This is a genomic window from Pantoea sp. JGM49 (assembly GCF_018257655.1).
Taxonomy (GTDB): Bacteria; Pseudomonadota; Gammaproteobacteria; order Enterobacterales; family Enterobacteriaceae; genus Pantoea; species Pantoea communis.
This window is the reverse complement of the sequence record NZ_JAERJM010000009.1, coordinates 207,564-232,956: the sequence shown is the minus strand read 5'-3', so window position 1 is coordinate 232,956 and position 25,393 is coordinate 207,564. Positions and strand designations below refer to the sequence as shown.

Genomic DNA, 25,393 nt, shown 5'->3' with positions numbered 1-25,393 from the left:
CACTACGGCACTGGGCGCAACGAAAGGACGGTTTCCCGGTAAAAGAATATCAAGGCGATTAACGATGGCGTGAAGGGGTTCTTTGCGCTCAAGGGCCATGCCGATGAGACACCAGACCATCATATCTGTAGTAAGTCTGCGCTTACGGAGCGTGACCGTGCCAGCTTCCTCAAGGCAGCGGCTGATGAGCGCAGGGTCAAGAACATCCGCGAGCGTATTCAGAGGATTACGAAGAGAATCGTAACGAGAGACGATATCAAGGGCCTGACTGAGCTGCATAAAAAAATCCGGAAACGAAGCGTTTCCGGATTCTTACACAGCCACTGGATCGTTCAACTGATCCTTAACTGATCGGCATTAGGCCTGATGGCCCGTTTTTATTGCATGCGATTTACTTCACCACGCGCAATGAAGGACGTCCACCACGCGGTGGCGGTTCATCATCCGGCGAGTGATCGTTATCAGCCGCATCGTCGGGACGATCGCCATCAATCACTGACATCATCGTCTCTTCCTGGCCTTCCTGTTCGTTGGTTTCCAGCTCGTAAGCCGGTTCCGGTTCGAACATGGTGCCAGCACCGTTTTCACGTGCGTAGATGGCCAGCACAGCGGCCATTGGCACAGAAACCTGGCGCGGCACGCCGCCGAAGCGCGCATTGAAACGCACTTCGTCATTGGCGAGGTCGAGGTTACCGACAGCGCGCGGCGCAATGTTCAGAACGATCTGGCCATCACGCGCATACTCCAGCGGCACCTGCACACCAGGCAGATTGATGTCGACCACCAAATGCGGCGTCAACTGGTTATCGAGCAGCCAGTCATAAAACGCACGCAGCAGATACGGACGACGAGCCGTTAGTTGCGACATTTCCATACATTAGCCCCGGGCTTGCAGGCGCATTTCACGTTCCGCTTCCGTTAATGAAGCGAGGAAAGAGTCACGTTCAAATACGCGCGTCATGTAGCCTTTCAGCTCTTTAGAACCGGCACCCACCAGCTCAACGCCCATCTGCGGCAAACGCCACAGCAGCGGTGCCAGATAGCAGTCGACCAGGCTGAACTCTTCGCTCATGAAGAACGGCGTGCGCGAGAACAATGGCGCAATCGCCAGCAGCTCTTCACGCAGTTGTTTGCGCGCGGCATCAGCTTCAGCGTTGTTACCGGTTTCGATTGCGCGCATCAGGGTGTACCAGTCCTGCTCGATGCGATGCATCATCAGGCGGCTTTCACCACGGGCAACCGGGTAAACAGGCATCAGCGGTGGATGCGGGAAACGCTCATCCAGGTATTCCATGATGATGCGTGATTCATACAACGTCAGTTCACGGTCGACCAGCGTTGGTACAGTGCGATACGGGTTGAGGTCAATCAGATCCTGCGGCAGGTTATCCGTTTCAACCTGCTCGATCTCCACGCTGACGCCCTTTTCAGCCAGTACAATACGTACTTGATGGCTAAAAATGTCAGTCGGACCAGAAAACAGCGTCATTACCGAACGTTTGTTGGCAGCGACAGCCATGAAAACCTCCAAGTTTGTTCACAAAAAGATACTGCGAATAGCCAACCACGCGGCGACTCACCTGCTCATCAGATTCGCACACAGCCAACGTCAGCGGCGCTCTCCCGTCGTCCCGACAGAAATAACACGCACAACGCTCCGGCTTGCGGGCGCAAAGTGTCAGTGAGTTTACCAGATTTTAAGCAGCTTGTGGGGCAGGGATAATGATTTGCGGGCAAAATGCGGGTAAAGCTCGCGTTTTTAGCGTGAAAAATCGTGAACGGTGACAATAAAAAACCCGCCGAGGCGGGTTTTTTGAGCAAATTGTGTCTGCCGAAGCAGCAACAATTAACGCTTAGAGAACTGCGGACGACGACGTGCTTTACGCAGGCCGACTTTCTTACGTTCAACTTCACGTGCGTCACGGGTAACGAAGCCCGCTTTACGCAGTTCAGGACGCAGAGACTCGTCGTATTCCATCAGAGCGCGTGTGATACCGTGACGGATCGCACCAGCCTGACCAGAAATACCACCACCTTTAACGGTGATGTACAGGTCAAATTTACCAACCATATCAACCAGCTCCAGCGGCTGACGCACGACCATGCGTGCAGTCTCGCGACCGAAGTATTGCTCCAGTGAGCGCTGGTTAATGACGATGTTACCGCTACCCGGCTTGATGAAGACGCGAGCGGCAGAGCTTTTGCGGCGACCAGTGCCGTAGTTTTGAGTTTCAGCCATTGCCTATAATCCCGATTAAATGTCAAGAACTTGCGGTTGCTGCGCCGCGTGAGTGTGCTCGTTGCCTGCGTAAACTTTCAGTTTACGGTACATAGCACGACCCAGTGGGCCTTTCGGCAGCATGCCTTTAACCGCGATTTCAATCACACGCTCAGGACGGCGCTCGATCATCTCTGCAAAGGTCGCTTGCTTGATACCACCGATGTGGCCAGTGTGGTGATAGTAAATCTTGTCAGTACGCTTGTTGCCGGTTACAGCAACTTTCTCAGCGTTCAGAACGATGATGTAATCACCGGTATCAACGTGCGGAGTGTATTCCGCTTTGTGCTTACCACGCAGACGGCGCGCCAGTTCAGTCGCGAGGCGACCCAAGGTTTTGCCAGTTGCGTCAACAACATACCAGTCACGCTGTACGGTTTCTGGTTTAGCTGTAAAAGTTTTCATTGAAAAGCTTACCCAAATAAAAAGTTACACGTTGGTGAAATCCCAAACGCTAAGTAAACGATTGAGGCTCACACGACCATTTTGCCCAGCAAGCCACCCCTTCAAGTGAGTTACCGGATCACATCGAGTTCTTGGGAAAGAAAACCGATGCTGTAACGTGGGGTCGCAAGATTATAGAGAAGTCGAACTCAAAGATCGAACCTTTTTGCATCGAAATCCTGCGATTTTTGCCCACGTCATCAGGGCAGATGCGGCAGACGCAAATACTCTTCGCTTTGCATCTCCTGCAAACGCGACAAGCAGCGTTGATACTCAAACTTCAGGCGCGTGCCCTGATAAATTTCAAACAGTGAGGTTTCGGCCGCCACCACCAGTTTCACGTGGCGTTCGTAGAATTCATCGACCAGCGCCAGGAAGCGGCGTGCCTGATCTTCGGTCTTGTAAATCATCACCGGCACATCATACAGCAATACGCTGTGGAAGCGGCGTGATAGCTCGATGTAGTCATGCTGACTACGCCCTTCGCCACACAGCGCGAGGAAATCAATCGCCAGCACGCCTTCATGAACGCCCAGCGTTGGCATCTGACGGTGGTTAATTTCCAGCACCGGCGCATCTTCACGCGGCTTGCCGGACAAGGCGCGGAACATGCGCTCCATTTCAGCATGCGTGGCATCGTTAAGCGGGAAATTCCACAGATGCGCGGATGTCAGTGTACGCAAGCGGTAGTCGATACCCGCATCCACGTTCATCACATCACAATGACGTTTGATCTGCTCAATTGCGGGCAGAAAACGCGGGCGCTGCAGGCCATTGCGATAGAGATCGTCAGGCGGAATATTGGACGTCGCCACCAGCGCAATGCCGCGATCGAACAGTGCTTCCATCAGCGTGCCCAACAGCATGGCATCGGTAATATCAGACACAAAGAATTCGTCGAAGCAGAGAATATCGGTTTCTGCTTTAAAGCGGTCGGCCACAATCAGCAGCGGATCGCTATGGCCTTGTAACTGGGTCAGTTCTTCATGGACGCGCAGCATAAAACGATGAAAATGCAGGCGGAGTTTGCGATCGCCAGGAATAGACTGAAAAAATAAATCCATCACCCAGGTTTTACCGCGACCCACGCCGCCCCACATATACAGCCCGCGCACCGGCGCTTCGTTGCTGCTTTTCTCTTTGGACATCAGCTTCGACAGGCGGCCAAATAGCCCTTTAGGGGAGGGTTCAGGCGCGGGCTTACGGGCAATCAATCCTTGCTGGATCGCATCCAGGCGGGTAATGGCTTCGCGTTGTACATCATCTGGACGAAACTCGCCCTGTGATAGCGCCTGCTCATAGCGGGCAAGCGGAGATGAGGTTTGCATGGTTCTCTCAGAATCCCTGAAAAAGTCCGATTCACGGGTCGGTTGGCGAAAATTAGGCCGCACTACACTAAGCGATGCAGCCCGAGAGTTCCACTTCCATAAGATTATTGGGTATAGTGGCTGCTATTGAAGTGGAAACAGAAGCAATGCCCTACGAAGCAACGGAAATTACACGGGAGTCATTATGACCTGGGAATACGGGCTGATTGGTTTAGTGATTGGCATTATTGTCGGCGCAGTTGTCATGCGTTTTGGCAACAAGAAGCTGCGTGAGCAGCGAAGCATGCAGTACGAACTGGAAAAATCGAAGGCTGAGCTGGCAGATTATCGCGAAGAGCTCACCAACCACTTTGCGCGCAGCGCAGAATTGCTGGACAACATGGCACATGATTATCGCCAGCTGTATCAGCATATGGCAAAGGGTTCGAATGACCTGCTGCCAAATCTGCCGGGCGAAAAAAATCCGTTTGCTTATCAGCTGACGGAAGCCGAAGCGGATAACGATCAGGCACCGGTGCAGATGCCGCGTGATTACTCTGATGGCGCATCCGGTTTGCTGCGCGGCAGCGACCGTACACCGCGTAAATAATCCTTTTGGGGCACAGCTTAGCTGTGCCCTTTTTGTTTTCCGAACACTTACGCCAAACTACTGTCACACTTTCTATCCCCTTTCTTCTTTCGCAGCGAGAGCGTTGTAGCAATGAAAAAACAAGCACGACTGTTAAGCGCATTAGCCTTGAGTATTGGGATGAGTCTGGCGGCAACGCCTGGCGCGATGGCGACGCTGCCCGCACAGGTGCAGGGACAAGCACTGCCGAGTCTGGCACCCATGCTGGAAAAAGTTCTGCCCGCGGTCGTTAGCGTGCATGTTGAAGGCACCGACAGCGGCCAGCAGGCACAGGATATTCCTGAACCGCTGAAGCGCTTCTTTGGCCAGGCACCGGGACAATCTCAGCCGCAACCGTTTGAGGGCCTTGGTTCAGGTGTCATCATTGATGCGGCTAAAGGTTACATTCTCACCAACAATCACGTGGTCAACGGTGCCGATAAAATCAGCGTCCAGCTCAGCGATGGCAATGAATATGATGCCAAGCTGATTGGCCATGATGAGCAAACCGATATCGCGCTGATCCAGGTTGAAGGCGCTAAAAATCTGACGCAGGTGAAAATCGCCGACTCCGACTCCCTGAAAGTGGGCGATTTTGCTGTGGCTATCGGTAACCCCTTCGGTCTTGGCCAAACGGCCACCTCCGGCATTATTTCGGCGTTGGGCCGCAGCGGGTTGAACCTTGAAGGACTGGAAAACTTCATCCAGACCGATGCGGCGATTAACCGGGGGAACTCCGGCGGTGCGCTGGTGAACCTGAATGGCGAGTTGATTGGTATCAACACCGCGATTCTTGCCTCCAGCGGCGGCAACATTGGTATCGGCTTCGCGATTCCCAGCAATATGGCGATGAACCTCGCGCAGCAGCTGATTCAGTCTGGTGAAGTGAAGCGTGGTCAGTTGGGCATTAAAGGCACCGAAATGACGCCTGACATCGCCAAAGCCTTTAACGTTGACGCTCAGCGTGGTGCCTTTGTTTCTGAAGTGCTGCCTAACTCGGCGGCGCAGAAAGCGGGCATTAAAGCGGGTGACATCATCACCTCAATCAATGACAAAGCGATCACCAGCTTTGCCGAGTTGCGCGTAAAAGTGGGCACCACCCCACCGGGTCAGCAGGTGAAAATTGGTCTGCTGCGTGAAGGCAAACCGGTGACGGTGACCGTGACGCTGGAACAGAGCGCGCAAACCACCGCCAGCGCCCAGCTGATGTCACCGGCGTTACAAGGTGCCACCTTGAGCGATGGTGCCTCTAAAGCCGGCGACAAAGGCGTGAAAGTGGATGCCATTGAAAAAGGCACGCCAGCTGAGCAGGCAGGTTTGCAGAAAGATGATGTGATTGTCGGTGTGAACCGCGATCGCGTGACCTCGCTGGCTGAAATGCGTAAAGCGCTGGAAAGTAAACCCGCGATCCTGGCACTGAACGTGGTGCGTGGCGACGAGAGCATTTACTTACTTATGCGATAATCCTCGCAACAGGCGGACAAGCAGGTGTTTGTCCGCCTTTCTCATGTTATTCTGCCCAGCGATCCCACCTTTCCTGAAATAACACCATGTTTCTTAAACTTTTGCGTTCTGTGGTGATGGGCCTGATCGTAGCGGGTTTGCTGCTGGTAGCGATCCCTGCGCTGCGTATGAGCAGCAACGTCACCTTTGATCATGACAACAGTGATGATGAATCCCCCGTGAGCTTCAATCAGGGGGTGCGCCGCGCTGTGCCTGCGGTGGTCAACGTCTACAACCGCAGTGCCCATGGCAACAATAATCGCGGTATCACCACGCTGGGTTCTGGCGTGATCATGAACGTGAAAGGCTACATTCTCACGAACAAGCATGTCATTAATAACGCCGACCAGATCATTGTGGCGTTGCAGGATGGTCGTTTCTTTGAAGCCACCTTAGTGGGTTCAGATGCGATGACCGATTTAGCGGTGCTGAAAATCAGCGCCACTAACCTGCCGGTGATTCCGATTAACGCTAACCGTATCGCACATATCGGCGATGTGGTGATGGCGATTGGTAACCCCTACAACCTCGGGCAGACCGTCACTCAGGGCATTATCAGTGCCACCGGGCGCGTGGGCTTGAGCTCATCGGGTCGTCAAAATTTCCTGCAGACCGATGCATCCATCAATCAGGGCAACTCAGGCGGTGCGCTGATTAACTCGCTCGGCGAACTAATGGGCATTAACACCCTGACATTTGATAAAAGCAATGATGGCGAAACGCCGGAAGGGATTGGCTTTGCGATTCCAACCGCGTTAGCAACCAAGATCATGGATAAATTGATTCGTGACGGTCGGGTCATTCGTGGCTATATCGGCATCACCGGCCGTGAGCTGCCGCCGCTACACGGTCAGGGCAGCAGTCTGGATCGTGCACAGGGTATTATCGTCAGTGAGGTTACGCCAGGCGGGCCAGCCGATCGGGCAGGCATTCAAGCCAATGATGTGCTTTTACAGGTGAACGGCAAACCGGCGCTGTCGGCGCAGGAAACCATGGATCAGGTCGCCGAAATTCGTCCAGGATCGGTGATTCAGGTGCAGGTTCTGCGTAACGAACAAAAGATGATGCTGCCAGTCACTATTCAGGAGTTCCCCGAAGCGCCAGCCGCACCCACCACGCAGCAGTAACCCTTGAATGAACAACGGCGCAATACATGCGCCGTTGTTGTCTGAAACACCCTGCCTGAGCAAGAATGATTAGCTGCGATCCACCGGGAAGGCAATCACGTCGCTTAATGCATTGGCTTTCAACGCCAGCATAATCAAACGATCCACACCCAACGCCACACCTGAACAAGCAGGCATGCCATGTGCCAGCGCATCCAGCAGGTTGGTATCAATCGGGTGCTGCGGTAAACCACGCGCTGCACGGCGACGATTATCCTGCTCAAAGCGCTGACGCTGTTCGCGGCTATCGGTCAATTCGCGGAAGCCGTTAGCCAACTCCACGCCTTTGTAATACACCTCGAAACGCTCCGCGACGCGATGATCCTCAGTGCTGATTTCGGCCAATGCCGCCTGACTGGCCGGGAAGTGATACACGAAGCACGGTTTCTCGTTACCAATCTTCGGCTCAACACCCAGCATAAACAGCAGCTGCAACAAGGTATCGCGGTCTTCTTCACGATTCGCCAGTTCACCCTCACCCAACTTCGTCGCGGCTTCACGCAGCTGCGTTTTATCCGCTGACAAAGGATCAAGTTCCAGATGGCGAATAAATGCCTGCTGATACGATAAAGATTCGGCGCTATCGCACTCCAGCACCTGCTGCATCAGATCGTCGACTTCATTCATCAGGCGATACATATCGTAGTGAGGACGATACCACTCCAGCATGGTGAACTCAGGATTATGGTGGCGCCCTGCTTCTTCGTTACGGAAGCAACGTCCCATCTGATAGATTGGGCCACTGCCCGCCGCCAGCAGACGCTTCATATGATATTCCGGGCTGGTCATCAGCCACAGATCGCGCCCTTCCGCTGCACCTGGACCCACAAAGCGCGTCTGGAACGGCACCAGATGGATATCCGTGATGGTCGCCTGGCTCATCGCCGGGGTATCGACCTCCAGCACGCCGCGATCGGCAAAGAAACGACGAATCTCCGCCAAAATAGCGGCGCGTTTCAACAAATTGGCAATGGGTGCGCTCGGCTGCCAGCTTGCCGTTTCGCTCATGTTGGTGACTCCTTATACAGATAAGGGGGAGAAGTCTACCCGTATTGGCTACGGCAAACAACGGCGTGACGGGATCGAAGGCGTTAGCGGTGCTTTTTCAGACAAAGAAAGAGGGAATCAGGGAATCCGGTACGAAATCGGGTTTCGCACCGGTTTGGATCACTGTGCGCTACGCTGAATCGCTTTGCCACCGGCCTGAACGTCCTCGCCAACACCACGGGTGGTGTTGCAGGCGGTCAACACAGAGGAAAGCACCAGAACAGAAAGAATCGCGACAATACTTTTCTTTAACATAGCCATATCCTTGTTGGTTGCAGTAAAAGTACAGCCATTCAAGCATAGACCTTATACACAATCTTGCTGGCTAAGCCGCTGAGAAAAGGCGGCGCCCTCGCAATTTATTTATCAGCTGCGCGTGAAATGGCACCGCCCAAATGGGAGACGTCTTCACCAAAGCCGTGGAAAGTGTTGCAGGCACTTAAAGCAGAAGAGACCAGCAACGCAAAAACAGCCAATTTCGCCATCTTTTTCATTATTCTGAACTCATAGAGAAAAAAGGCGCATCGAGTGATGCGCCTGATTTGGCAATTATTTTACGCGAGAAACGTATTCGCCAGAGCGGGTGTCAACTTTAACCACTTCGCCAATCTGGACGAACAGTGGAACTTTGATCACTGCGCCAGTAGACAGGGTCGCTGGCTTGCCGCCGGTACCGGCAGTATCACCTTTCAGACCTGGATCTGTTTCGATGACTTCTGCTTCGATGAAGTTCGGTGGCTGAACAGCGATCGCTTTATCGTTCCACAGGGTAACGATACAATCCGCATTGTCCTGCAACCATTTGGTCACGTCATCCAGCACTTTAGATTCGATCTGATACTGCTCGAAAGACTCAGGGTGCATGAAGTAGTAGAAGTCGCCGTCGTTGTAAGAGTACTGCAGCGTCATATCACGAACGTCTGCGCCTTCGGCAGAGTCGGTAGATTTGAAGGTCTTCTCAACGCGAGAACCGGTCAGCAGACGACGCATTTTAACGCGTGCAAATGCCTGGCCTTTACCCGGTTTAACGAACTCACTGGCTTCGATGGCATATGGCTCGCCTTCGAACATGATTTTAAGACCGGGACGGAAATCGTTGCTAAGATAAGTCGCCATAAAGGCCCTCTGTAAATATTGAACTGGTAATAGCCAAAAAAATGGCAAACATTGTAACCCTAAATCCCCCCATCAGAGAAGATTGGTTGCAGCAACTTGCTGATGTTGTCACCGATCCTACTGAATTACTGCGACTTTTATCTCTCGAACAGCATGCGGATTTGGCCGCAGGCAACGATGCGCGCAAGCTTTTTGCGCTGCGCGTGCCGCGTGCCTTCATTCAACGCATGACGCCGGGCAATGCGCACGACCCCCTTTTGCTGCAGGTATTAACCAGCCGTCAGGAATTTGTCGATGCGCCAGGTTACAGCACTGACCCGCTGGATGAGCAAAGTAGCGTGGTGCCCGGTTTACTGCATAAGTACAGAAACCGTGCATTGCTGCTAGTGAAGGGCGGCTGTGCGGTTAACTGCCGCTACTGCTTCCGTCGCCATTTCCCCTATCAGGATAATCAGGGCAATAAGCGTAACTGGCAGGCGGCGATCGATTACATCGCTGAGCATCCAGAGCTGGATGAGATTATCTTCTCGGGTGGCGATCCGCTGATGGCTAAAGACCATGAGCTGGCGTGGCTGGTGGGCGCACTGGAGAAAATCCCCCATCTGAGGCGTCTGCGCATTCATAGCCGCCTCCCGGTGGTAATCCCGGCACGCATTACCGAAGGGTTATGCCAGATTCTGGCCGAGACACGCCTGCAAGTGCTGATGGTGAGCCACATCAACCACGCGCAAGAGATTGACGATGAGCTGCGCTACGGCATGCAGATGCTAAAACGCGCGGGTGTCACCTTGCTTAATCAGAGCGTGCTGCTGCGCGGTATCAATGATGATGCACAAGCGCTGGCCAACCTGAGCAACGCGCTGTTTGATGCCGGTATTCTGCCCTATTACCTGCACGTGCTGGATAAAGTACAGGGCGCGGCGCATTTCTTTGTGCCGGATGAAGAAGCCCGTGCGCTAGTACGCCAGTTGTTAACCATGGTATCGGGTTATATGGTGCCGAAGCTGGCGCGCGAGATTGGTGGTGAGCCAAGTAAAACGCCGCTGGATTTGCAGTTACGCCAGGAATAAAAAAAGCCGCATCAGCGGCTTTTTTTACATCTCTTTCATGCCATTACGGGCACTTATACACCTGACCAGACATTTTGCTGTCAAGCGGTGCGAAAGCTGAAAGCAGGTTCTGCGTTGGGCTGGTTGCACCGTAAATCACGTTGCCACCCATCTCTGCCGCGCGGTTACGCAGGTCATTGGCTGCGCCACGCAAAGAACTGCCTTCACCGCCTGAACCGCTCAACCAGTTGCTCTGTGAGCCGGTGACATTGCCCAGCAGCTGACATTGGCTTCCAGGCTGTTGGTCAACGAAAGTGACACGCTGTCCGCCGGAACTCAGTTGATTGGAGCTGCTGCAGCCCGCCAGCAGTAAAGTCCCTACCGCCAGTCCGAGCAAGAGGTTAATCCGCATTGTAATCCCCATTTATTATCATCAGTGTCGGGCGGCAGCGTAGCAGAAAAGCGCACTTTTTTTCTGAACATTCATTGCCCTAAACCCGCAAAGCCGAAGTATTGCGCTCTTACTTATACCTTGTTCGCCACCAAAAGAAAAACCCCCGACCGTTTCCGATCGAGGGTTTTTCACATGACTTAAGCAGTCAGGGGCAAATTACATCATGCCGCCCATTCCGCCCATGCCACCCATGCCGCCAGCGCCACCTAAATCAGGAGCATCGCCTTTAGGCAGGTCAGTTACCATCGCTTCGGTGGTGATCATCAGGCCCGCAACAGAAGACGCGTACTGCAGCGCAGAACGGGTCACTTTGGTTGGGTCCAGGATACCGAAGTCGATCATGTTGCCGTATTCTTCAGTCTGAGCGTTGTAGCCGTAGTTGCCGTCGCCTGCTTTCACGTTGTTAGCAACAACAGATGGCTCTTCACCGGCGTTAGAAACGATCTGACGCAGTGGAGCTTCCATTGCGCGCAGCGCAACTTTGATACCCACGTTCTGATCTTCGTTCTGACCTTTCAGGCCAGAAGCGGCGATCTTGGCTGCAACGCGAACCAGTGCAACACCACCACCAGCAACCACGCCTTCTTCTACCGCAGCACGGGTAGCGTGCAGGGCATCTTCAACGCGTGCTTTCTTCTCTTTCATTTCAACTTCAGTGGCTGCACCCACTTTCAGAACGGCCACGCCGCCTGCCAGTTTCGCTACGCGCTCCTGCAGTTTTTCTTTGTCGTAATCAGAAGTTGCTTCTTCAATCTGCTGACGGATCTGAGTCACACGGCCAGAGATTGCACCCTGATCGCCCACACCATCGATGATGGTAGAAGTATCTTTGTTGATCACAACACGCTTAGCCTGACCCAGATCTTCCAGGGTCGCTTTTTCTAGCTCCATACCGATCTCTTCAGAGATGACGGTACCGCCAGTCAGGATTGCGATATCCTGCAGCATTGCTTTACGACGGTCGCCGAAGCCTGGTGCTTTAACCGCAGCCACTTTCACGATACCGCGCATGGTGTTAACCACCAGAGTTGCCAGTGCTTCGCCTTCAACATCTTCAGCGATGATCAGCAGTGGTTTACCGGCTTTCGCAACCGCTTCCAGTACTGGCAGCAGTTCACGGATGTTAGAGATCTTCTTGTCAGCCAACAGGATAAACGGTGCATCCAGTTCGATTGCGCCGGTTTCTGGCTTGTTGATGAAGTAAGGAGACAGGTAGCCACGGTCGAACTGCATACCTTCAACCACGTCCAGCTCGTCTTGCAGGCCGGTGCCTTCTTCAACGGTGATAACACCTTCTTTGCCCACTTTATCCATCGCTTTCGCGATCAGGGTACCGACTGACTCATCAGAGTTAGCAGAGATGGTACCTACCTGAGCAATGGCTTTAGTATCCTGGCAAGGAACAGACAGCGCTTTCAGCTCTTCAACGGCAGCAGCAACGGCTTTATCGATACCGCGCTTCAGGTCCATTGGGTTCATGCCAGCCGCAACGGCTTTCAGGCCTTCGTTCACGATAGACTGAGCCAGAACGGTTGCAGTGGTGGTGCCGTCGCCCGCAGCGTCGTTCGCTTTAGAGGCCACTTCTTTCACCATCTGTGCACCCATGTTCTCGAACTTGTCTTCCAGCTCGATTTCACGTGCTACAGAAACGCCATCTTTGGTGATGGTCGGTGCACCAAAAGATTTATCCAGAACCACGTTACGGCCTTTCGGGCCCAGGGTAACTTTTACTGCATCTGCCAGTACGTTCACGCCACGCAGCATTTTTACGCGCGCGTCATTACCGAATTTTACGTCTTTAGCTGCCATTTCAAATATCCCTTAAATTCGTTTCGTTCAGTGGATTACGCGTAATTACGCTTCGACAATCGCCAGGATGTCGCTTTCAGAGATGATCAGAACTTCTTCGTTATCGATCTTCTCAGTTTTGGCACCGTAGCCTTCGCTGAAGATAACCAGATCGCCAACTTTCACGTCCAGCGGCTTAACATCACCGTTTTCCAGGATGCGGCCATTACCCACAGCCAGAACTTCACCACGGGTTGATTTGCCAGCTGCAGAGCCGGTCAGAACGATACCGCCAGCAGATTTAGCTTCAACTTCTTTACGCTTGACGATAACGCGATCGTGCAACGGACGAATTTTCATTTGGTAGCTCTCCTTTGAGAAGTCCAATCATTCAGTTTTTTGGGTTGAACCGGACTGCATGGCTTCCGGCCTCGTGGAGAGAGAGATAGGGTCACTAAAAAAGGCTTTCAAGGGGCAAAAAATAAAAAATTTTCGTTTTTGTAACCATTGACGAAAAAGACAGCAAAAAGGGCGACTCTCGCCGCCCTTCTCTTCTTATCGATCTTTATCGTGTCCGATTTGATCCTGATCTTTACGCTCGTATTCGCCATCCATGGTATAGCCACTGTCCGGCCCGGCGCCGGGTCCGCGCCACACACGCAGATGCGGCATTAATTTCAGCGTCAGATGTTTCTGCACCGGAGGCAACAGCAGCAACAAACCGAGGAAGTCAGTAAAGAAGCCCGGCAACAGCAGTAAGAAGCCCGAAATAATCAGTGAAACGCTTTTGGTCATCTCCGCCGCTGGGCTTTCATTGCGCGCCAGCTTCTCCTGCATCAGACGGAAGTTCTTCATACCCTGGTTTTTCACCAGCGACACACCGATGCACGAGGTGAAGATCACCAGTAGCATGGTAAGCAGCACGCCGAGGGCATGTGCAACCTGAATGAAAATTGAGATCTCAATCCAGGCCAGAACAAAAAAAATCACGAACGGTATCCAGCGCACCGATATCTCCTGTGAGTAGGGCTGCCTCGCTTCTTGCCAGGCAGCAGAAAGGGATGGTCTGTCTGACCGTATTGATAGAGATGGGCATCTCAACCCGCGATTTCAACCGATCCTGCCAAATTTTTCCCACTGACTTAAAATTGCGAACTACATCACATATCGTTATTACCGCTGGGCCAGTAAATGCCCGTAAAGTGATCTGTGCACAAACAATTCTGTAACAACAGAATATGATCGTGCCCGCCAGCCCGAAGATGGATAAAATGTCGGTGCTGGTAATCCACGACAATATAATTGCTTCACCTGCACAGTGATTGCCGCCCGACCATCCCGGTCGCCCGGCAGTGACACCGCAGAAATAATAAGAAGGTAATCATGGCGAACAACATTCGTATCGAAGAAGACCTGTTAGGCATGCGCGAAGTTCCGGCAGACGCTTACTACGGTGTTCATACTCTGCGTGCGATTGAGAACTTCTACATTAGTAACAATAAAATCAGTGACATACCGGAATTTGTCCGCGGTATGGTGATGGTCAAAAAAGCAGCCGCGCTCGCCAACAAAGAGCTGCAAACAATCCCTCGCAACATCGCAAACACCATTATTCAGGCCTGTGATGAAGTGCTGAATAACGGTAAATGCATGGATCAGTTCCCGGTTGACGTCTATCAGGGCGGCGCGGGCACCTCGGTCAACATGAACACCAACGAAGTGCTGGCAAACATCGGTCTGGAACTGATGGGCCACCAAAAAGGTGAATACCAGTACCTCAACCCTAACGATCACGTGAATAAGTGTCAGTCGACCAACGATGCTTATCCCACCGGATTCCGTATTGCGGTTTACGCTTCAATTCTGAAACTGCTGGACGGCATCAGCCAGCTCAGTGAAGGCTTCCAGCGTAAAGCGGTCGAGTTCGAAAATATCCTCAAGATGGGTCGTACCCAGCTGCAGGATGCCGTACCGATGACGCTGGGCCAGGAATTCCACGCGTTTAACGTGCTGCTGAATGAAGAAACCCGCAGCATCCTGCGCACCGCAGAACTGCTGCTGGAAGTAAACCTGGGCGCGACGGCCATCGGGACTCGCCTCAACACCCCGGATGGCTATCAGCAGCTGGCCGTTCAGCGTCTGGCGGAAGTCAGTAATCTGCCTGTCGTCCCGGCAGAAGACCTGATTGAAGCAACCTCTGACTGCGGTGCTTACGTGATGGTGCACTCTGCGCTGAAACGTCTGGCGGTGAAACTGTCGAAGATCTGTAACGACCTGCGCCTGCTCTCTTCCGGCCCACGTGCGGGTCTGAACGAAATCAACTTGCCAGAATTGCAGGCCGGTTCATCAATCATGCCAGCCAAAGTGAACCCGGTGGTGCCAGAAGTGGTGAACCAGGTGTGCTTCAAGGTTATCGGCAACGACATTACCGTGACCATGGCATCAGAAGCGGGTCAGCTGCAGCTGAACGTGATGGAACCGGTGATTGGCCAGGCGCTGTTTGAGTCGATCAGCATTCTGACCAACGCCTGCTTCAACCTGCTGGAAAAATGCGTCAACGGCATCACGGCTAACAAAGCGGTATGTGAAGCTTACGTGTTCAACTCCATCGGTATCGTCACTTATCTCAACCCGTATATCGGCCACCACAATGGCGATATCGTCGGCAAGATTTGTGCGGAAACCGGCAAGAGCGTACGTGAAGTGGTATTGGAGCGCGGTCTGCTGACCGAAGCGGAACTGGATGACATCTTCTCCATCCAGAACCTGATGCATCCGACCTACAAAGCCAAACGCTACACCGACGAAAACGAACAGTAATCCGTTCCGGATCAAGTTGCCAAAAGCACGCCTGTATACAATACGGCGTGCTTTTTTCTTATTGGCGGCTACAACTTTAAGAGTCGAGATTTCCCCCACGGCTCAGGAGCGGAATGAATGGTGTTAGTGGAATTATTGATTGTCCTGCTGGCGATCTGGCTGGGTGCACGTCTAGGCGGCATCGGAATTGGATTTGCCGGCGGATTGGGCGTACTGGTGTTGACGCTGTTCTGCGGCATGAAGCCGGGCGCGATTCCCTTCGATGTGATCGAAATTATCATGGCAGTGATTGCCGCAATTGCCGCGATGCAGATTGCAGGCGGACTCGATTACATGGTCGGTTTGGCCGAGCGCCTGCTGCGCCGTCATCCGCGTTACGTCACCTTCCTCGCCCCACTCGTCACCTATGTGATGACGCTGCTGGCGGGCACCGGACACACTGCGTTCTCGACGCTACCCGTCATCGCTGAAGTGGCCAAAGAGCAAGGTGTACGCCCTTCACGCCCACTGTCGATTGCGGTGGTCGCCTCGCAAATTGCCATTACCGCTTCGCCGCTCTCTGCTGCAGTGGTGTTCTTCGCGTCGATTCTGGAACCGCGCGGTGTCAGCTATCTGGCGCTGCTCGCGGTATCGATCCCGTCCACCATGGCTGCCATCTTCTGTGCCGCCGTGATCACCAGCTTTCTTGGTAGAGAGTTAAAAGAAGACGAGGTGTATCAGGCGCGCTTAGCCAAAGGTGAAGTCACACTGCGCGGAGAACGCGTCTATGACATTAAGCCTGGCGCCAAACGTGCGGTCGGGCTATTCCTGATCGGCATAGCGGCAGTTGTGCTCTACGCCACGGCGATCAGCGACAGCGTTGGATTAATAATTAACCCAGTGCTGCCTCGTAACGAAGCGATTGTGGTGTTTATGCTCACCGTCGCCACACTGATTTGCCTAACCTGCAAAGTCGATACCGGCGAAATCCTCAGCGCCAGTACGTTCAAATCCGGTATGAGTGCCTGTATCTGCGTGATGGGCGTGGCATGGCTAGGCGATACCTTTGTCAAAGCCCACCTGGCGGACATCCAGACTGCGGCTGGCGATATGTTGCAGAGCTACCCGTGGATGCTGGCGTTGATATTATTCTTCGCTGCTACCCTGCTCTATTCACAGGCAGCGACCACCAAGGCGTTGATGCCTGCCGCCCTCATGCTTGGCGTATCCCCTCTCGCCGCCGTTGCCTCCTTTGCCGCCGTCTCAGCCCTGTTCGTGTTGCCGACCTATCCCACCTTATTGGCAGCCGTAGAAATGGATGACACCGGTTCGACCCGAATCGGCAAGTTTGTGTTTAATCACTCCTTTATCATTCCCGGCGTGTTGGCGATTGCCTTCTCCGTGGCGTTTGGCTTCCTGTTTGGTAGCCTGATTCTGTAGCGCCGTTACATCCTGAAAACCTCGTGGCGAGGCGGCCGTGCTATCATCGCGGCTCATTTGCCACCGGAGCTGATTACATCCTCATGGCTGCACGACTTTCTCGCCTGATGGGCCTTTGCCTCGCATTGCTGTTTTGCTTTTCAGCACAGGCCAATATCTTCTCACCGAACAATAACAGCCGCTTTGTGCCGGTGGATCAGGCATTTGGCTTCGATTTCAGCCAGCAGGGCAACCAACTCACACTGAGCTGGAAGGTGAAGGACGGCTATTACCTTTATCGTCAGCAGATTCATGTGACGCCGCAAAAAGCACAGATTGCACCGCTCGCTCTGCCGCCAGGACAGCCGCATGAAGATGAGTTCTTCGGCAAGAGCGAAATCTATCCGCAGGATTTACAGGTGCCGATCACTCTGCGTCAGGCTGAGTCCGGTGCCACGCTCACGGTGACCTATCAGGGCTGTGCGGCCGCTGGTTTCTGCTACCCGCCCGAAACCCGCTCAGTGCCGCTCACTCCGGTTGCTGCCAATCACGACGCAACCGCCGTTAACGCGCAGCCTGCGCAACAGCGTACGCCACTGCCGTTTTCACCACTGTGGGCGCTGCTGATTGGCATCGGCGTTGCCTTCACGCCGTGCGTATTGCCGATGTATCCGCTGATCTCCAGCATCATTCTCGGTGGCCAGCGTCGCTACTCTGCTGGACGCCTGTTCGCACTGGCGATGGTCTATGTGCAAGGGATGGCGCTGACCTACACCGTGCTCGGCATGGTGGTGGCCGCCGCAGGTTTACGTTTCCAGGCGGCGCTGCAGCATCCTTACGTGTTGATTGGCCTGTCAGCGCTGTTCATCGTGCTGGCGTTGTCAATGTTTGGCCTGTTCTCACTGCAACTGCCTTCCAGTCTGCAAACGCGCCTGACGCTGTGGAGTAATCGTCAGCAAGGCGGTTCATTGCCGGGCGTGTTTATGATGGGCGCACTGGCGGGATTGATCTGCTCGCCCTGCACCACCGCGCCGCTGAGTGCCATTCTGCTGTATATCGCGCAAAGCGGTAATCTGTGGGCCGGTGCGGGCACGCTGTGGCTCTATGCGTTCGGCATGGGCCTGCCGCTGGTTGCCGTAACGATGTTCGGCAACAAGCTGCTGCCGAAAAGTGGCCCGTGGATGCAGAGCGTCAAAGAGGGCTTCGGCTTTGTGATTCTGGCGCTGCCGGTGTTCTTACTGGAGCGTGTAGTGGGTGATGTCTGGGGCTTGCGTCTGTGGAGCCTGCTCGGCGTCGCGTTCTTTGCCTGGGCGTTCAGTCTCAGCCTGCGCGCTAATGGCAAATGGCGCATTCTACAAATCATCATGCTCGCTGCTGCACTGGTGGCCGCTCGCCCGCTGCAGGATTGGGCTTTTGGCAGTAGCGCCAGCGTGGAGTCTGTGGCGCATCTGCCGTTCAAAACCATTGCCAGCAGCGCACAATTGGATAGCGCGCTACAGCAGGCACAAGGCCGCATTACCATGGTCGATCTCTACGCCGACTGGTGCGTCGCCTGCAAAGAGTTCGAGAAGTACACCTTCAGCGATGAAGGCGTGCGTGCCGATTTGAGTCAGGTGCAGTTACTGCAAGCCAACGTCACCGCGAATAACGCGCAGGATAACGCCCTGTTGCAGCATTTACAGGTATTAGGCTTGCCCACCATTCTGTTCTTTGATGCGCAAGGCAAAGAAATCCCTGACTCACGCGTCACCGGTTTCCTTAACGCTGCCGACTTCCGCGCGCATTTGCACAAACTGTCGCGTTAAACGACACTGGTTGCAGGACACTGCCCGTTCGTGCGCGAGCGGGCCCGCACTCCAGAGGAGAGTCACTTGCAACGTGAACAGATTCTTGAGCATGCGCTGAATGTGCTTGAGCAAAGCGGCCTTGCCGCCACCACTTCCCTGCAGCAGTTGGCCGGTGAGACCGGACTTGATGCAGAACATCTTGAACGTTTCTGGCCCGACCGTGACGCATTATTGTATGACGCGCTGCGCTATCACGGTCAGCAGATTGACAGCTGGCGCCGCCAGATACAGCTCAATGAACATCTCACAGCCCAACAAAAATTGCTGGCGCGTTACGACGTGTTAAGTGAGCACGTGAACAAAGGCCGCTTTCCCGGCTGCCTGTTTATCGCCGCCTGCAGCTTCTATCCGCAGCCTGACCAACCCGTACATCAGTTAGCAGAGCAGCAGAAACGCAGCTCATGGCAGTTCACTCATGAAATTCTGGTGGATTTGGCGCTGGATAATCCGACGATGGTGGCCGATCAAATGGAGCTGATTCTCGAGGGTTGTCTGAGCAAGCTGCTAGTGAAACGCAACGTGCAGGATGTGTCCACCGCGCGTCGTCTGGCAGAGGATGTGCTGAGTATCGCGCTGTGCCGACAGAACGGGGCACTGGCCTAAACTTTCGCAGGAGGCCCTTAAGCCCGTGCATCACGCAGGTCACGCAATCCTGAATACTGCTTTACCACCAGCGGGCACGTTGAGATTTTGCACACCCTGCCTGAAAAGCAAGCAATCAGTCACGATTGCTACGCTTTTTTGACGAAAGCCGTTGACGGCTGAAAGCCATTAGGGTTTAATGCGCCCCGTTGCCCGGATAGCTCAGTCGGTAGAGCAGGGGATTGAAAATCCCCGTGTCCGTGGTTCGATTCCGCGTCCGGGCACCAACATTCTGAAAACCCAGCTTATGGCTGGGTTTTTGCTTTTCTGCGTTTGACGTTTTCAAAACTTAATCCCTTAGCCCCCCCTAAACTTTATTATGTCCCACTTTAAGGACTTAAATCACCTTTAATCCTCATAAAGTGCTATATAAGGGACTCTACAATACATCCATTTATCATGACAATGATCCGATAGAGTCCTATAATTTGGACATTAAACGCATGACCGACGATAAAGTGTCTACATTGGGACTTTAAAGATATGACTACTCCTTCCGCATCTGCACTGGCTGAAGAAATTGGCCAGCGACTCAAGCAAGCCCGTCTAAATCGTGACTTAACGCAGACGGAGGTTGCTGAGCGCGCAGGTGTTGCACGTAAGTCTGTGCTCAATGCTGAAAAAGGAAAAGTGCCGTTCGATGTCTTTATCGCCATCATGGTAGCGTTGGATCTCACCGAAAAGCTGGAGCTGTTTCTGCCGCGTCAGGAGATATCCCCGATTCAACTTGCAAAGCTGCAGGGTAAACAAAGGCGTAGAGCTTCAGGACAACGAAAAGATAAACCGCTCAGGGAGGAGAAATCAGAATGGTAATGGAAGTTATCAATGTTACCTTTGCACAACAAGAAGTGGGTGCTTTCTGCAAAGCCGCTGTCTTAGATATTTAAACAGCATCAATGAACATAATCGCATCAAGATAAGCTGCAGGATGCCTCACGGCATCCTCAAACGACCTGCAACCGAAAATCTTCACCATTCATCCAAATGAAATAGAGAAACTTATTAATGTCAAAGCAGAAAAGTTCGCCCATCGCCCGTAGGTAGTTCAACGTTCAAGCTCAGCTTTCCGCCTAATGCCTCAACATACTTTTTTAGGCTTGAGAGTTTTATATCATCGCCTCGGGCTTCAATAGCTGCTATGGCTGGCTGTGAAACGCCCATTTTCTCGGCTAACTGTACTTGTGAGAGCTCAAGCTCTTCGCGTAAGTGTCGTAATTGAACCTCAATAATTTTATCCGCGACTTTAGCCTTAATTCTCTTCTGTGATTCTGGAGATCGTTGTGCAATGAGTTCTTCCAGTTTAGGCATGTATTATTCCTCTCAAATGCTTGCTGTATTCTTGATCTGCTAATTTGATCATTGATCGGTAAAACCGCTTCTGATTGATCCCCGTTTTGTCCCCTGCACACAAGACGATCCCCTTCCTTCTGGGATCGAATGCGAAGAACGCCCGAACAGGCCTACCATTACTTTGCACGCGCAATTCTTTCATGTTTGCATATTGAGAGCCGATGATGGTGTCTACATCAGGCCGCCCTAAATGAGGGCCGAAGATTTTCAACACTTCCAGGCTTGCGAGTACATCTTCAATCATTTCATCATCCTGCGCTTTTAGCCACGCTGCAAAATGCTCCGTTGTATCAACGCTCCAGTTGTTCAAAAGTCCCTCACATGAACTGTAGTTTATACGCCTTGGATATAAACTAGAAGTTATATTTGAAACTTACCCTTTTTCAATACCTGAACGCTTAAGTGAGTTTGAAATAATGTTGAACTGAGATACATCGCGAATAAAACTGCAAACAGCCTGCAAAGTGCAGTTAGTCATAGGTCCCGCCCCTAAAGCTCAGAACCCATGAGCAGCATTCATAAGCTCATGCCAATTGGCCCTACAGTCATCAATGGCCTTCCCCGCTATGCTTGCCGCATCACTTATTCCTCAAGGCAGGAGAGACAATGAAAGAGATTATGGTGGTTATTGGCGCGGGTGCGATTGGACAAGCCATCGCGCGTCGCGTGAGTCAGGGCAAAACTGTGCTGCTGGCGGACCTCAATTCGAGAAAATGTGCGGCTGCCGCACAAACCTTACGTGATGCCGGCTTTACGGTAGAAACCAGCCAAGTCGATGTCAGTTCGCGCCAATCGATTCAACATCTGGTGCAGCAGGCCACTGCGCTGGGTGTTATCAAAGGAGTGATTCACTCGGCTGGAGTCTCGCCTTCTCAAGCCAGCCCCGCCACCATTTTACAAGTCGATCTTTACGGTACTGCCGTGGTGCTGGAAGAGTTCGGTCCGCACATGGCGTCAGGCGGTTGCGGAATCGTGATTGCCTCTCAATCCGGCCATCGACTGCCTGCGCTCACGGTTGAACAAAATGAAGCGTTAGCCATCACGCCAACAGAGGATTTGCTCAGCCTGCCATTTTTGCAGAACACCGCTTTCAGTGATCCTCTGTTGGCCTATCAATATGCCAAACGCGGTAACGCTCTGCGGGTTATGGCCGAAGCGACGAAGTGGGGCCAGCGTGGCGCGCGTGTCAACAGCATCAGCCCCGGCATTATCTTTACACCCTTAGCGAATGATGAGCTAAATGGCCCGCGCGGCGCGGGCTATCGCAATATGCTGGCAAAATCACCCGTCGGTCGCGGCGGCACCGCCGACGAAGTTGCAGCGCTGGCAGCCCTCATAATAGGACCAGAAGGCGGCTACATCAGCGGCAGTGATTTTCTGATGGATGGCGGCGTGACGGCATCTTATTGGTACGGTGATTTGAAGCCTTGATTGATTTCCCCGCCGTACATGTCCTTCGGCGGATTAAATATAAAATATGCAATACACCTGACCATACTTTAAATATATCTAGCCATAACCATATCCAATAAAATTATTAATCAGTAAGTTAAATACGGTGTGAATATTATTTCGTGATCCTGATTTTGTTAGCTGTAACAACGCATTCGTAACACATCACTAATCCTTTACACTCTCCTGAATTCAGAAAATCATTCATCACATGATCATCTACAAATAAAGTTAAATTTATTAACCGGCGAAATTTGCTGGTCATCCTTTATCGATCACAAGTTAATAACCCTGACAGGAGAAATAAAATGACCGCAGGAAATCGTATTTATTTACGCCGTCCCTCCGATGCTGAACCCTTACTGGAAGCGTTCCGCCGTTTACCCGCGGCGGTAGTCGCCGACTGCATGAGTCGCTTGCCTGCGCTATCGGCAGAGATCAGCCTGAAAACGGCGCCTAAAGCCCCCATCATGTGCGGCCTGGCGGTGACGGTAAAAGCGCGCTCTGGCGATAACCTGATGTTGCATAAAGCGCTGGATATGGCCGGGCCGAACGATGTGATCATCCTGTCGAATGAGGGCGATCGTAGCCAATCGCTGATGGGCGAAGTGATGGCCACTTATGCCAGACAGCGCGGTATGGAAGGCATCGTGCTGGACGGCCCGGTGCGTGATATTGAGGGCTTATCACGTATGGATTTCCCGATTTATGCCGCCGGACATACGCCAGGTGGCCCTTTCAAAGATGGCCCAGGCGAAATCAACGTGCCGATTGCCTGCGGTAAAATTCACGTTTCACCTGGCGATATCGTATTAGGCGATGCCGACGGCGTGATCGTCATTCCCCGGCAGGATGCCGCGCGCATTCTCGAAGCGGCACAAGCTTACCTGATTGTTGATGAGCATAACTTTGAGCTGGCGAAAACCGGTTCACTGGAACGCGGTTGGCTGGCAGAAGCACTGCAAAACAAGCAGGTAGAAATTATCGATGATGTTTATCGATAAGCGCACGAGCGCTGTGTTATCCAGGTCGCCCGCTATGGCGACCTGGTATTGCAAACTGCGCAGCGGCTAACACACCGCATCACGGTGTACTGCTCACCATCGCCAATTTGCGCTGACGGTTTTCACGCCATACCGCAAAGATTCCTGCCAGTGCCACAATCGATGCACCGAAGAGGGTTGTCGTGCCTGGCAGACTATTAAGGAACAGATAGCCAATCAGCATCGACCACACCAGCGTAGTGTAATCAAACGGTGCCAGCAGCGAGGCATCAGCATAGCGCAGGCTGAGTGTCACCAGAATCTGTGCCAGACCGCCAAATAAACCACAGCCCACCAACAGCAGCCACTGCAAGCCAGTGGGCTTTATCCAGCCGAAAAATACCGTTGCCAGGCCAATCAACGTCGTCATCAGCGAAAAATAGAACACGATCGCGCCCGGTTTTTCGATGCCATTCAAAAAACGGATTTGCACATTCGAGGTGGCCGTACAGAGTGCGGCAATCAATGCAAAAGCAACACCAAGGCTGGCCGTGGTACTGCTGGCGCCACCTGCCGGCACGCCGCCGCTAGCCGCAAGACTGGAGGAGAGCATAATCAGTATGCCCGACAATCCCACCACCACGGCCACCCAGCGCGACACGCGCACCCGTTCCTTCAATAGCATCGCCGCCATGATTACTGTGAAAAGCGGTGCGGCGTAACTCAGTGCCGTGGCATCAGCCAGCGAGATATACACCAGCGCCAGATAGTTAAAATACATGCCGCCTGTGCCGGAGAAACCGCGAATGAAATGGCCAAACAAATTGCGCGTTTTGAGATTCTCCAGCACGTTCCCCTGCACTCTCAGCCAGATTAACAGGGGAAATAGCGCGATAAAGCTGCGGAAAAAAATCACTTCGCCGGTGGGGATAGCACCGTTCAGACCTTTAACACAGGCCAGCATCAGCGTAGCGCTGAGTGCGGCGAATATCTTTAATAACACGCCTAATCGGGGATTCATGCTCTCACTCTTCTCTCTCTACCACGTGCAATCGGCGGGGTTGCCGAGAGGACAACGCGGCTTACACTAGGGAGAAAAATGTGCGCTGGATAACACTTTTTCGCTCTGCCTGAATAGAAATAACTTATCGCCATCGGTCATATCATTTCCCTATTGCATAACACGCTTTCCCTCTTTTTCGCCGCAAAACAAAGCCGATATAGTCCAGAAAAGCGAGATTTTGCGCTCCCAAGCAGTATCCACCATTGAGGGAAAGCACATGACCATGAAAAGAGTGACCACCATTGGCTTGGCAATGCTGCCGTTGCTGGCTGTTTCGGCGGCGCAGGCAGATATGATGGCGAACATTAAATCGAGCGGTGAATTGAAATGCGCCGTTTACTCCGACGTACCGCCCTTCTCTTCGCCGGATCCACAAACGCGCCAGCTGGCTGGCATGGATATCGACCTGTGTCACGCTCTGGCCAAGCAGATGAACGTCAAACTGACTCTGGTGCCGACCTCTGTTGAAGCGCGTATCGCGGTGATCGCCACCGGCCGTGCCGATGTGTTGATTGCTAACCTGGCCTACACCAAAACGCGTGGTAATCAGATCCAGTTCAGCGATCCTTACTACGTGGCGAAAGAGATGCTGCTGGTGAAAGCGCCGCTGGCAGATAAACCACTGGACTATTTCAAAGGCAAACGTATCAGCGCCACCAAGGGCACCACGTCAGAGCAATCGATCCACATCAAAGGCGGTAAAGCCGTCACCTTCCAGGATTCTGCCTCCGCCTTCCTGGCGCTGGAGCAGAACAAATCGGTGGGCTTTGTCACTAACACCATGACCGGGATGAAAACCATCGCCCAGGCGAAAAAAGACGGCATCAATCTGGCGATGGTGAAAGAGCCGATGGCGCTGGAACCGATTGGTGTCGGCATGAAAAAGGATGAACCGGCCCTGCTGGCCAGCGTTAACAGCGGCCTGAAAGCGATGGACGACGATGGCACCATCGACAAAATCTGGAACACCTGGATTGGGCCAAATACCGAATACAAAATGGTGCGCGAAGAGCGCGTACAGCCGCTCTCCAGCCTGAAATTTGAACCACTGGAATAAT

The 25,393-nt window shown here is 53.0% G+C and carries 29 protein-coding genes and 1 tRNA gene; 13 read left to right on the top strand and 17 right to left on the bottom strand.

Annotated elements, in window-relative coordinates:
• The 6 genes from JK231_RS17040 to zapE all read right to left on the bottom strand — a co-directional run.
• Positions 1-279, bottom strand: a 279-nt coding sequence (locus tag JK231_RS17040; protein ID WP_211729109.1) for a transposase domain-containing protein, incomplete at its 3' end; no start/stop codon positions are given.
• Positions 280-391: 112 nt separating this feature from the next.
• Complete coding sequence (sspB, locus tag JK231_RS17035; protein WP_034826642.1) at positions 392-874, bottom strand: ClpXP protease specificity-enhancing factor; 483 nt, start codon at positions 872-874, stop codon at positions 392-394.
• 3 nt (positions 875-877) lie between these two features.
• Complete coding sequence (sspA, locus tag JK231_RS17030; RefSeq protein ID WP_034826645.1) at positions 878-1,519, bottom strand: stringent starvation protein SspA; 642 nt, start codon at positions 1,517-1,519, stop codon at positions 878-880.
• 327 nt (positions 1,520-1,846) lie between these two features.
• Positions 1,847-2,239, bottom strand: coding sequence for a 30S ribosomal protein S9 (gene rpsI / locus JK231_RS17025; RefSeq protein ID WP_034826648.1), 393 nt, complete (start codon positions 2,237-2,239; stop codon positions 1,847-1,849).
• A gap of 15 nt (positions 2,240-2,254) precedes the next feature.
• On the bottom strand, positions 2,255-2,683 hold the full coding sequence (gene rplM / locus JK231_RS17020; RefSeq protein ID WP_034826650.1) for a 50S ribosomal protein L13: 429 nt from the start codon (positions 2,681-2,683) through the stop codon (positions 2,255-2,257).
• Positions 2,684-2,922: 239 nt separating this feature from the next.
• Positions 2,923-4,050: a cell division protein ZapE gene (gene zapE, locus JK231_RS17015; RefSeq protein ID WP_211729108.1), complete on the bottom strand. Its 1,128-nt coding sequence runs from the start codon at positions 4,048-4,050 to the stop codon at positions 2,923-2,925.
• Between the two features lie 184 nt (positions 4,051-4,234).
• Between zapE and zapG the strand changes: the two genes are divergently transcribed.
• The 3 genes from zapG (at position 4,235) to degS (ending at position 7,287) form a co-directional block, all read left to right on the top strand.
• A complete protein-coding gene (gene zapG / locus JK231_RS17010; protein WP_034826655.1) occupies positions 4,235-4,639 on the top strand; it encodes a Z-ring associated protein ZapG in 405 nt (134 codons plus the stop codon).
• Between the two features lie 111 nt (positions 4,640-4,750).
• Positions 4,751-6,121 (top strand): serine endoprotease DegQ, encoded by a 1,371-nt coding sequence (degQ, locus tag JK231_RS17005; RefSeq protein ID WP_058961870.1) that lies wholly within the window; start codon positions 4,751-4,753, stop codon positions 6,119-6,121.
• Between the two features lie 86 nt (positions 6,122-6,207).
• Complete coding sequence (gene degS / locus JK231_RS17000; protein WP_034826661.1) at positions 6,208-7,287, top strand: outer membrane-stress sensor serine endopeptidase DegS; 1,080 nt, start codon at positions 6,208-6,210, stop codon at positions 7,285-7,287.
• A 69-nt stretch (positions 7,288-7,356) separates the two neighbouring features.
• On the opposite strand, the gene epmA is transcribed toward degS, so the two are convergent.
• The 4 genes from epmA to efp all read right to left on the bottom strand — a co-directional run bounded on the left by epmA (position 7,357) and on the right by efp (position 9,489).
• Positions 7,357-8,334 (bottom strand): elongation factor P--(R)-beta-lysine ligase, encoded by a 978-nt coding sequence (gene epmA / locus JK231_RS16995; RefSeq protein WP_058961869.1) that lies wholly within the window; start codon positions 8,332-8,334, stop codon positions 7,357-7,359.
• Between the two features lie 159 nt (positions 8,335-8,493).
• Positions 8,494-8,628 (bottom strand): entericidin A/B family lipoprotein, encoded by a 135-nt coding sequence (locus JK231_RS16990; RefSeq protein ID WP_038649531.1) that lies wholly within the window; start codon positions 8,626-8,628, stop codon positions 8,494-8,496.
• Between the two features lie 104 nt (positions 8,629-8,732).
• Complete coding sequence (locus JK231_RS16985; RefSeq protein WP_034826667.1) at positions 8,733-8,867, bottom strand: entericidin A/B family lipoprotein; 135 nt, start codon at positions 8,865-8,867, stop codon at positions 8,733-8,735.
• A 55-nt stretch (positions 8,868-8,922) separates the two neighbouring features.
• On the bottom strand, positions 8,923-9,489 hold the full coding sequence (gene efp / locus JK231_RS16980; protein ID WP_034826669.1) for an elongation factor P: 567 nt from the start codon (positions 9,487-9,489) through the stop codon (positions 8,923-8,925).
• 41 nt (positions 9,490-9,530) lie between these two features.
• Between efp and epmB the strand changes: the two genes are divergently transcribed.
• Positions 9,531-10,559, top strand: coding sequence for an EF-P beta-lysylation protein EpmB (gene epmB / locus JK231_RS16975; protein ID WP_097119020.1), 1,029 nt, complete (start codon positions 9,531-9,533; stop codon positions 10,557-10,559).
• A 43-nt stretch (positions 10,560-10,602) separates the two neighbouring features.
• On the opposite strand, the gene JK231_RS16970 is transcribed toward epmB, so the two are convergent.
• The 4 genes from JK231_RS16970 to JK231_RS16955 all read right to left on the bottom strand — a co-directional run bounded on the left by JK231_RS16970 (position 10,603) and on the right by JK231_RS16955 (position 13,788).
• The gene (locus JK231_RS16970; RefSeq protein ID WP_034826674.1) at positions 10,603-10,950 is read right to left on the bottom strand and encodes a DUF4156 domain-containing protein; all 348 of its coding nucleotides are present in this window, start codon (positions 10,948-10,950) and stop codon (positions 10,603-10,605) included.
• 198 nt (positions 10,951-11,148) lie between these two features.
• A complete protein-coding gene (gene groL, locus JK231_RS16965) occupies positions 11,149-12,801 on the bottom strand; it encodes a chaperonin GroEL (RefSeq protein ID WP_034826677.1) in 1,653 nt (550 codons plus the stop codon).
• Between the two features lie 45 nt (positions 12,802-12,846).
• On the bottom strand, positions 12,847-13,140 hold the full coding sequence (locus tag JK231_RS16960; protein WP_021507766.1) for a co-chaperone GroES: 294 nt from the start codon (positions 13,138-13,140) through the stop codon (positions 12,847-12,849).
• Between the two features lie 195 nt (positions 13,141-13,335).
• Positions 13,336-13,788, bottom strand: a complete 453-nt coding sequence (locus JK231_RS16955; protein ID WP_097119018.1) for an FxsA family protein — start codon at positions 13,786-13,788, stop codon at positions 13,336-13,338.
• A 375-nt stretch (positions 13,789-14,163) separates the two neighbouring features.
• On the opposite strand from JK231_RS16955, the gene aspA reads away from it, so the two are divergent.
• From aspA to JK231_RS16925, 6 genes are all read left to right on the top strand, one after another.
• Positions 14,164-15,600, top strand: coding sequence for an aspartate ammonia-lyase (gene aspA, locus JK231_RS16950; RefSeq protein ID WP_007886584.1), 1,437 nt, complete (start codon positions 14,164-14,166; stop codon positions 15,598-15,600).
• A gap of 117 nt (positions 15,601-15,717) precedes the next feature.
• Complete coding sequence (locus JK231_RS16945; RefSeq protein ID WP_211729107.1) at positions 15,718-17,019, top strand: anaerobic C4-dicarboxylate transporter; 1,302 nt, start codon at positions 15,718-15,720, stop codon at positions 17,017-17,019.
• Positions 17,020-17,102: 83 nt separating this feature from the next.
• Complete coding sequence (locus JK231_RS16940; RefSeq protein WP_211729106.1) at positions 17,103-18,803, top strand: protein-disulfide reductase DsbD; 1,701 nt, start codon at positions 17,103-17,105, stop codon at positions 18,801-18,803.
• A 66-nt stretch (positions 18,804-18,869) separates the two neighbouring features.
• A complete protein-coding gene (locus JK231_RS16935) occupies positions 18,870-19,448 on the top strand; it encodes a transcriptional regulator (protein WP_097119015.1) in 579 nt (192 codons plus the stop codon).
• A 190-nt stretch (positions 19,449-19,638) separates the two neighbouring features.
• Positions 19,639-19,714: transfer RNA gene (locus tag JK231_RS16930), tRNA-Phe, on the top strand.
• Positions 19,715-19,970: 256 nt separating this feature from the next.
• A complete protein-coding gene (locus JK231_RS16925; RefSeq protein WP_045831892.1) occupies positions 19,971-20,300 on the top strand; it encodes a helix-turn-helix transcriptional regulator in 330 nt (109 codons plus the stop codon).
• Between the two features lie 195 nt (positions 20,301-20,495).
• On the opposite strand, the gene JK231_RS16920 is transcribed toward JK231_RS16925, so the two are convergent.
• Both JK231_RS16920 and JK231_RS16915 read right to left on the bottom strand, forming a co-directional pair.
• Entirely contained in the window at positions 20,496-20,795 is a 300-nt protein-coding gene (locus JK231_RS16920; RefSeq protein WP_034826692.1) for a helix-turn-helix transcriptional regulator, read from the bottom strand.
• Positions 20,788-21,147, bottom strand: coding sequence for a type II toxin-antitoxin system RelE/ParE family toxin (locus JK231_RS16915; protein WP_034826694.1), 360 nt, complete (start codon positions 21,145-21,147; stop codon positions 20,788-20,790). Before JK231_RS16915 ends, JK231_RS16920 begins: the two co-directional genes overlap by 8 nt.
• A 296-nt stretch (positions 21,148-21,443) precedes the next feature.
• On the opposite strand from JK231_RS16915, the gene JK231_RS16910 reads away from it, so the two are divergent.
• Complete coding sequence (locus JK231_RS16910) at positions 21,444-22,268, top strand: SDR family oxidoreductase (RefSeq protein WP_160834328.1); 825 nt, start codon at positions 21,444-21,446, stop codon at positions 22,266-22,268.
• A gap of 329 nt (positions 22,269-22,597) precedes the next feature.
• A complete protein-coding gene (locus JK231_RS16905) occupies positions 22,598-23,293 on the top strand; it encodes an RraA family protein (protein WP_034826696.1) in 696 nt (231 codons plus the stop codon).
• A 79-nt stretch (positions 23,294-23,372) separates the two neighbouring features.
• On the opposite strand, the gene JK231_RS16900 is transcribed toward JK231_RS16905, so the two are convergent.
• Positions 23,373-24,293 (bottom strand): DMT family transporter, encoded by a 921-nt coding sequence (locus tag JK231_RS16900; protein WP_097119011.1) that lies wholly within the window; start codon positions 24,291-24,293, stop codon positions 23,373-23,375.
• Positions 24,294-24,552: 259 nt separating this feature from the next.
• Between JK231_RS16900 and JK231_RS16895 the strand changes: the two genes are divergently transcribed.
• Positions 24,553-25,392 carry a transporter substrate-binding domain-containing protein gene (locus JK231_RS16895; RefSeq protein WP_058961861.1) on the top strand — a complete coding sequence of 280 codons (840 nt, stop codon included), beginning with the start codon at positions 24,553-24,555 and terminating at the stop codon, positions 25,390-25,392.
• The last annotated feature ends 1 nt before the right edge of the window (position 25,393 follow it).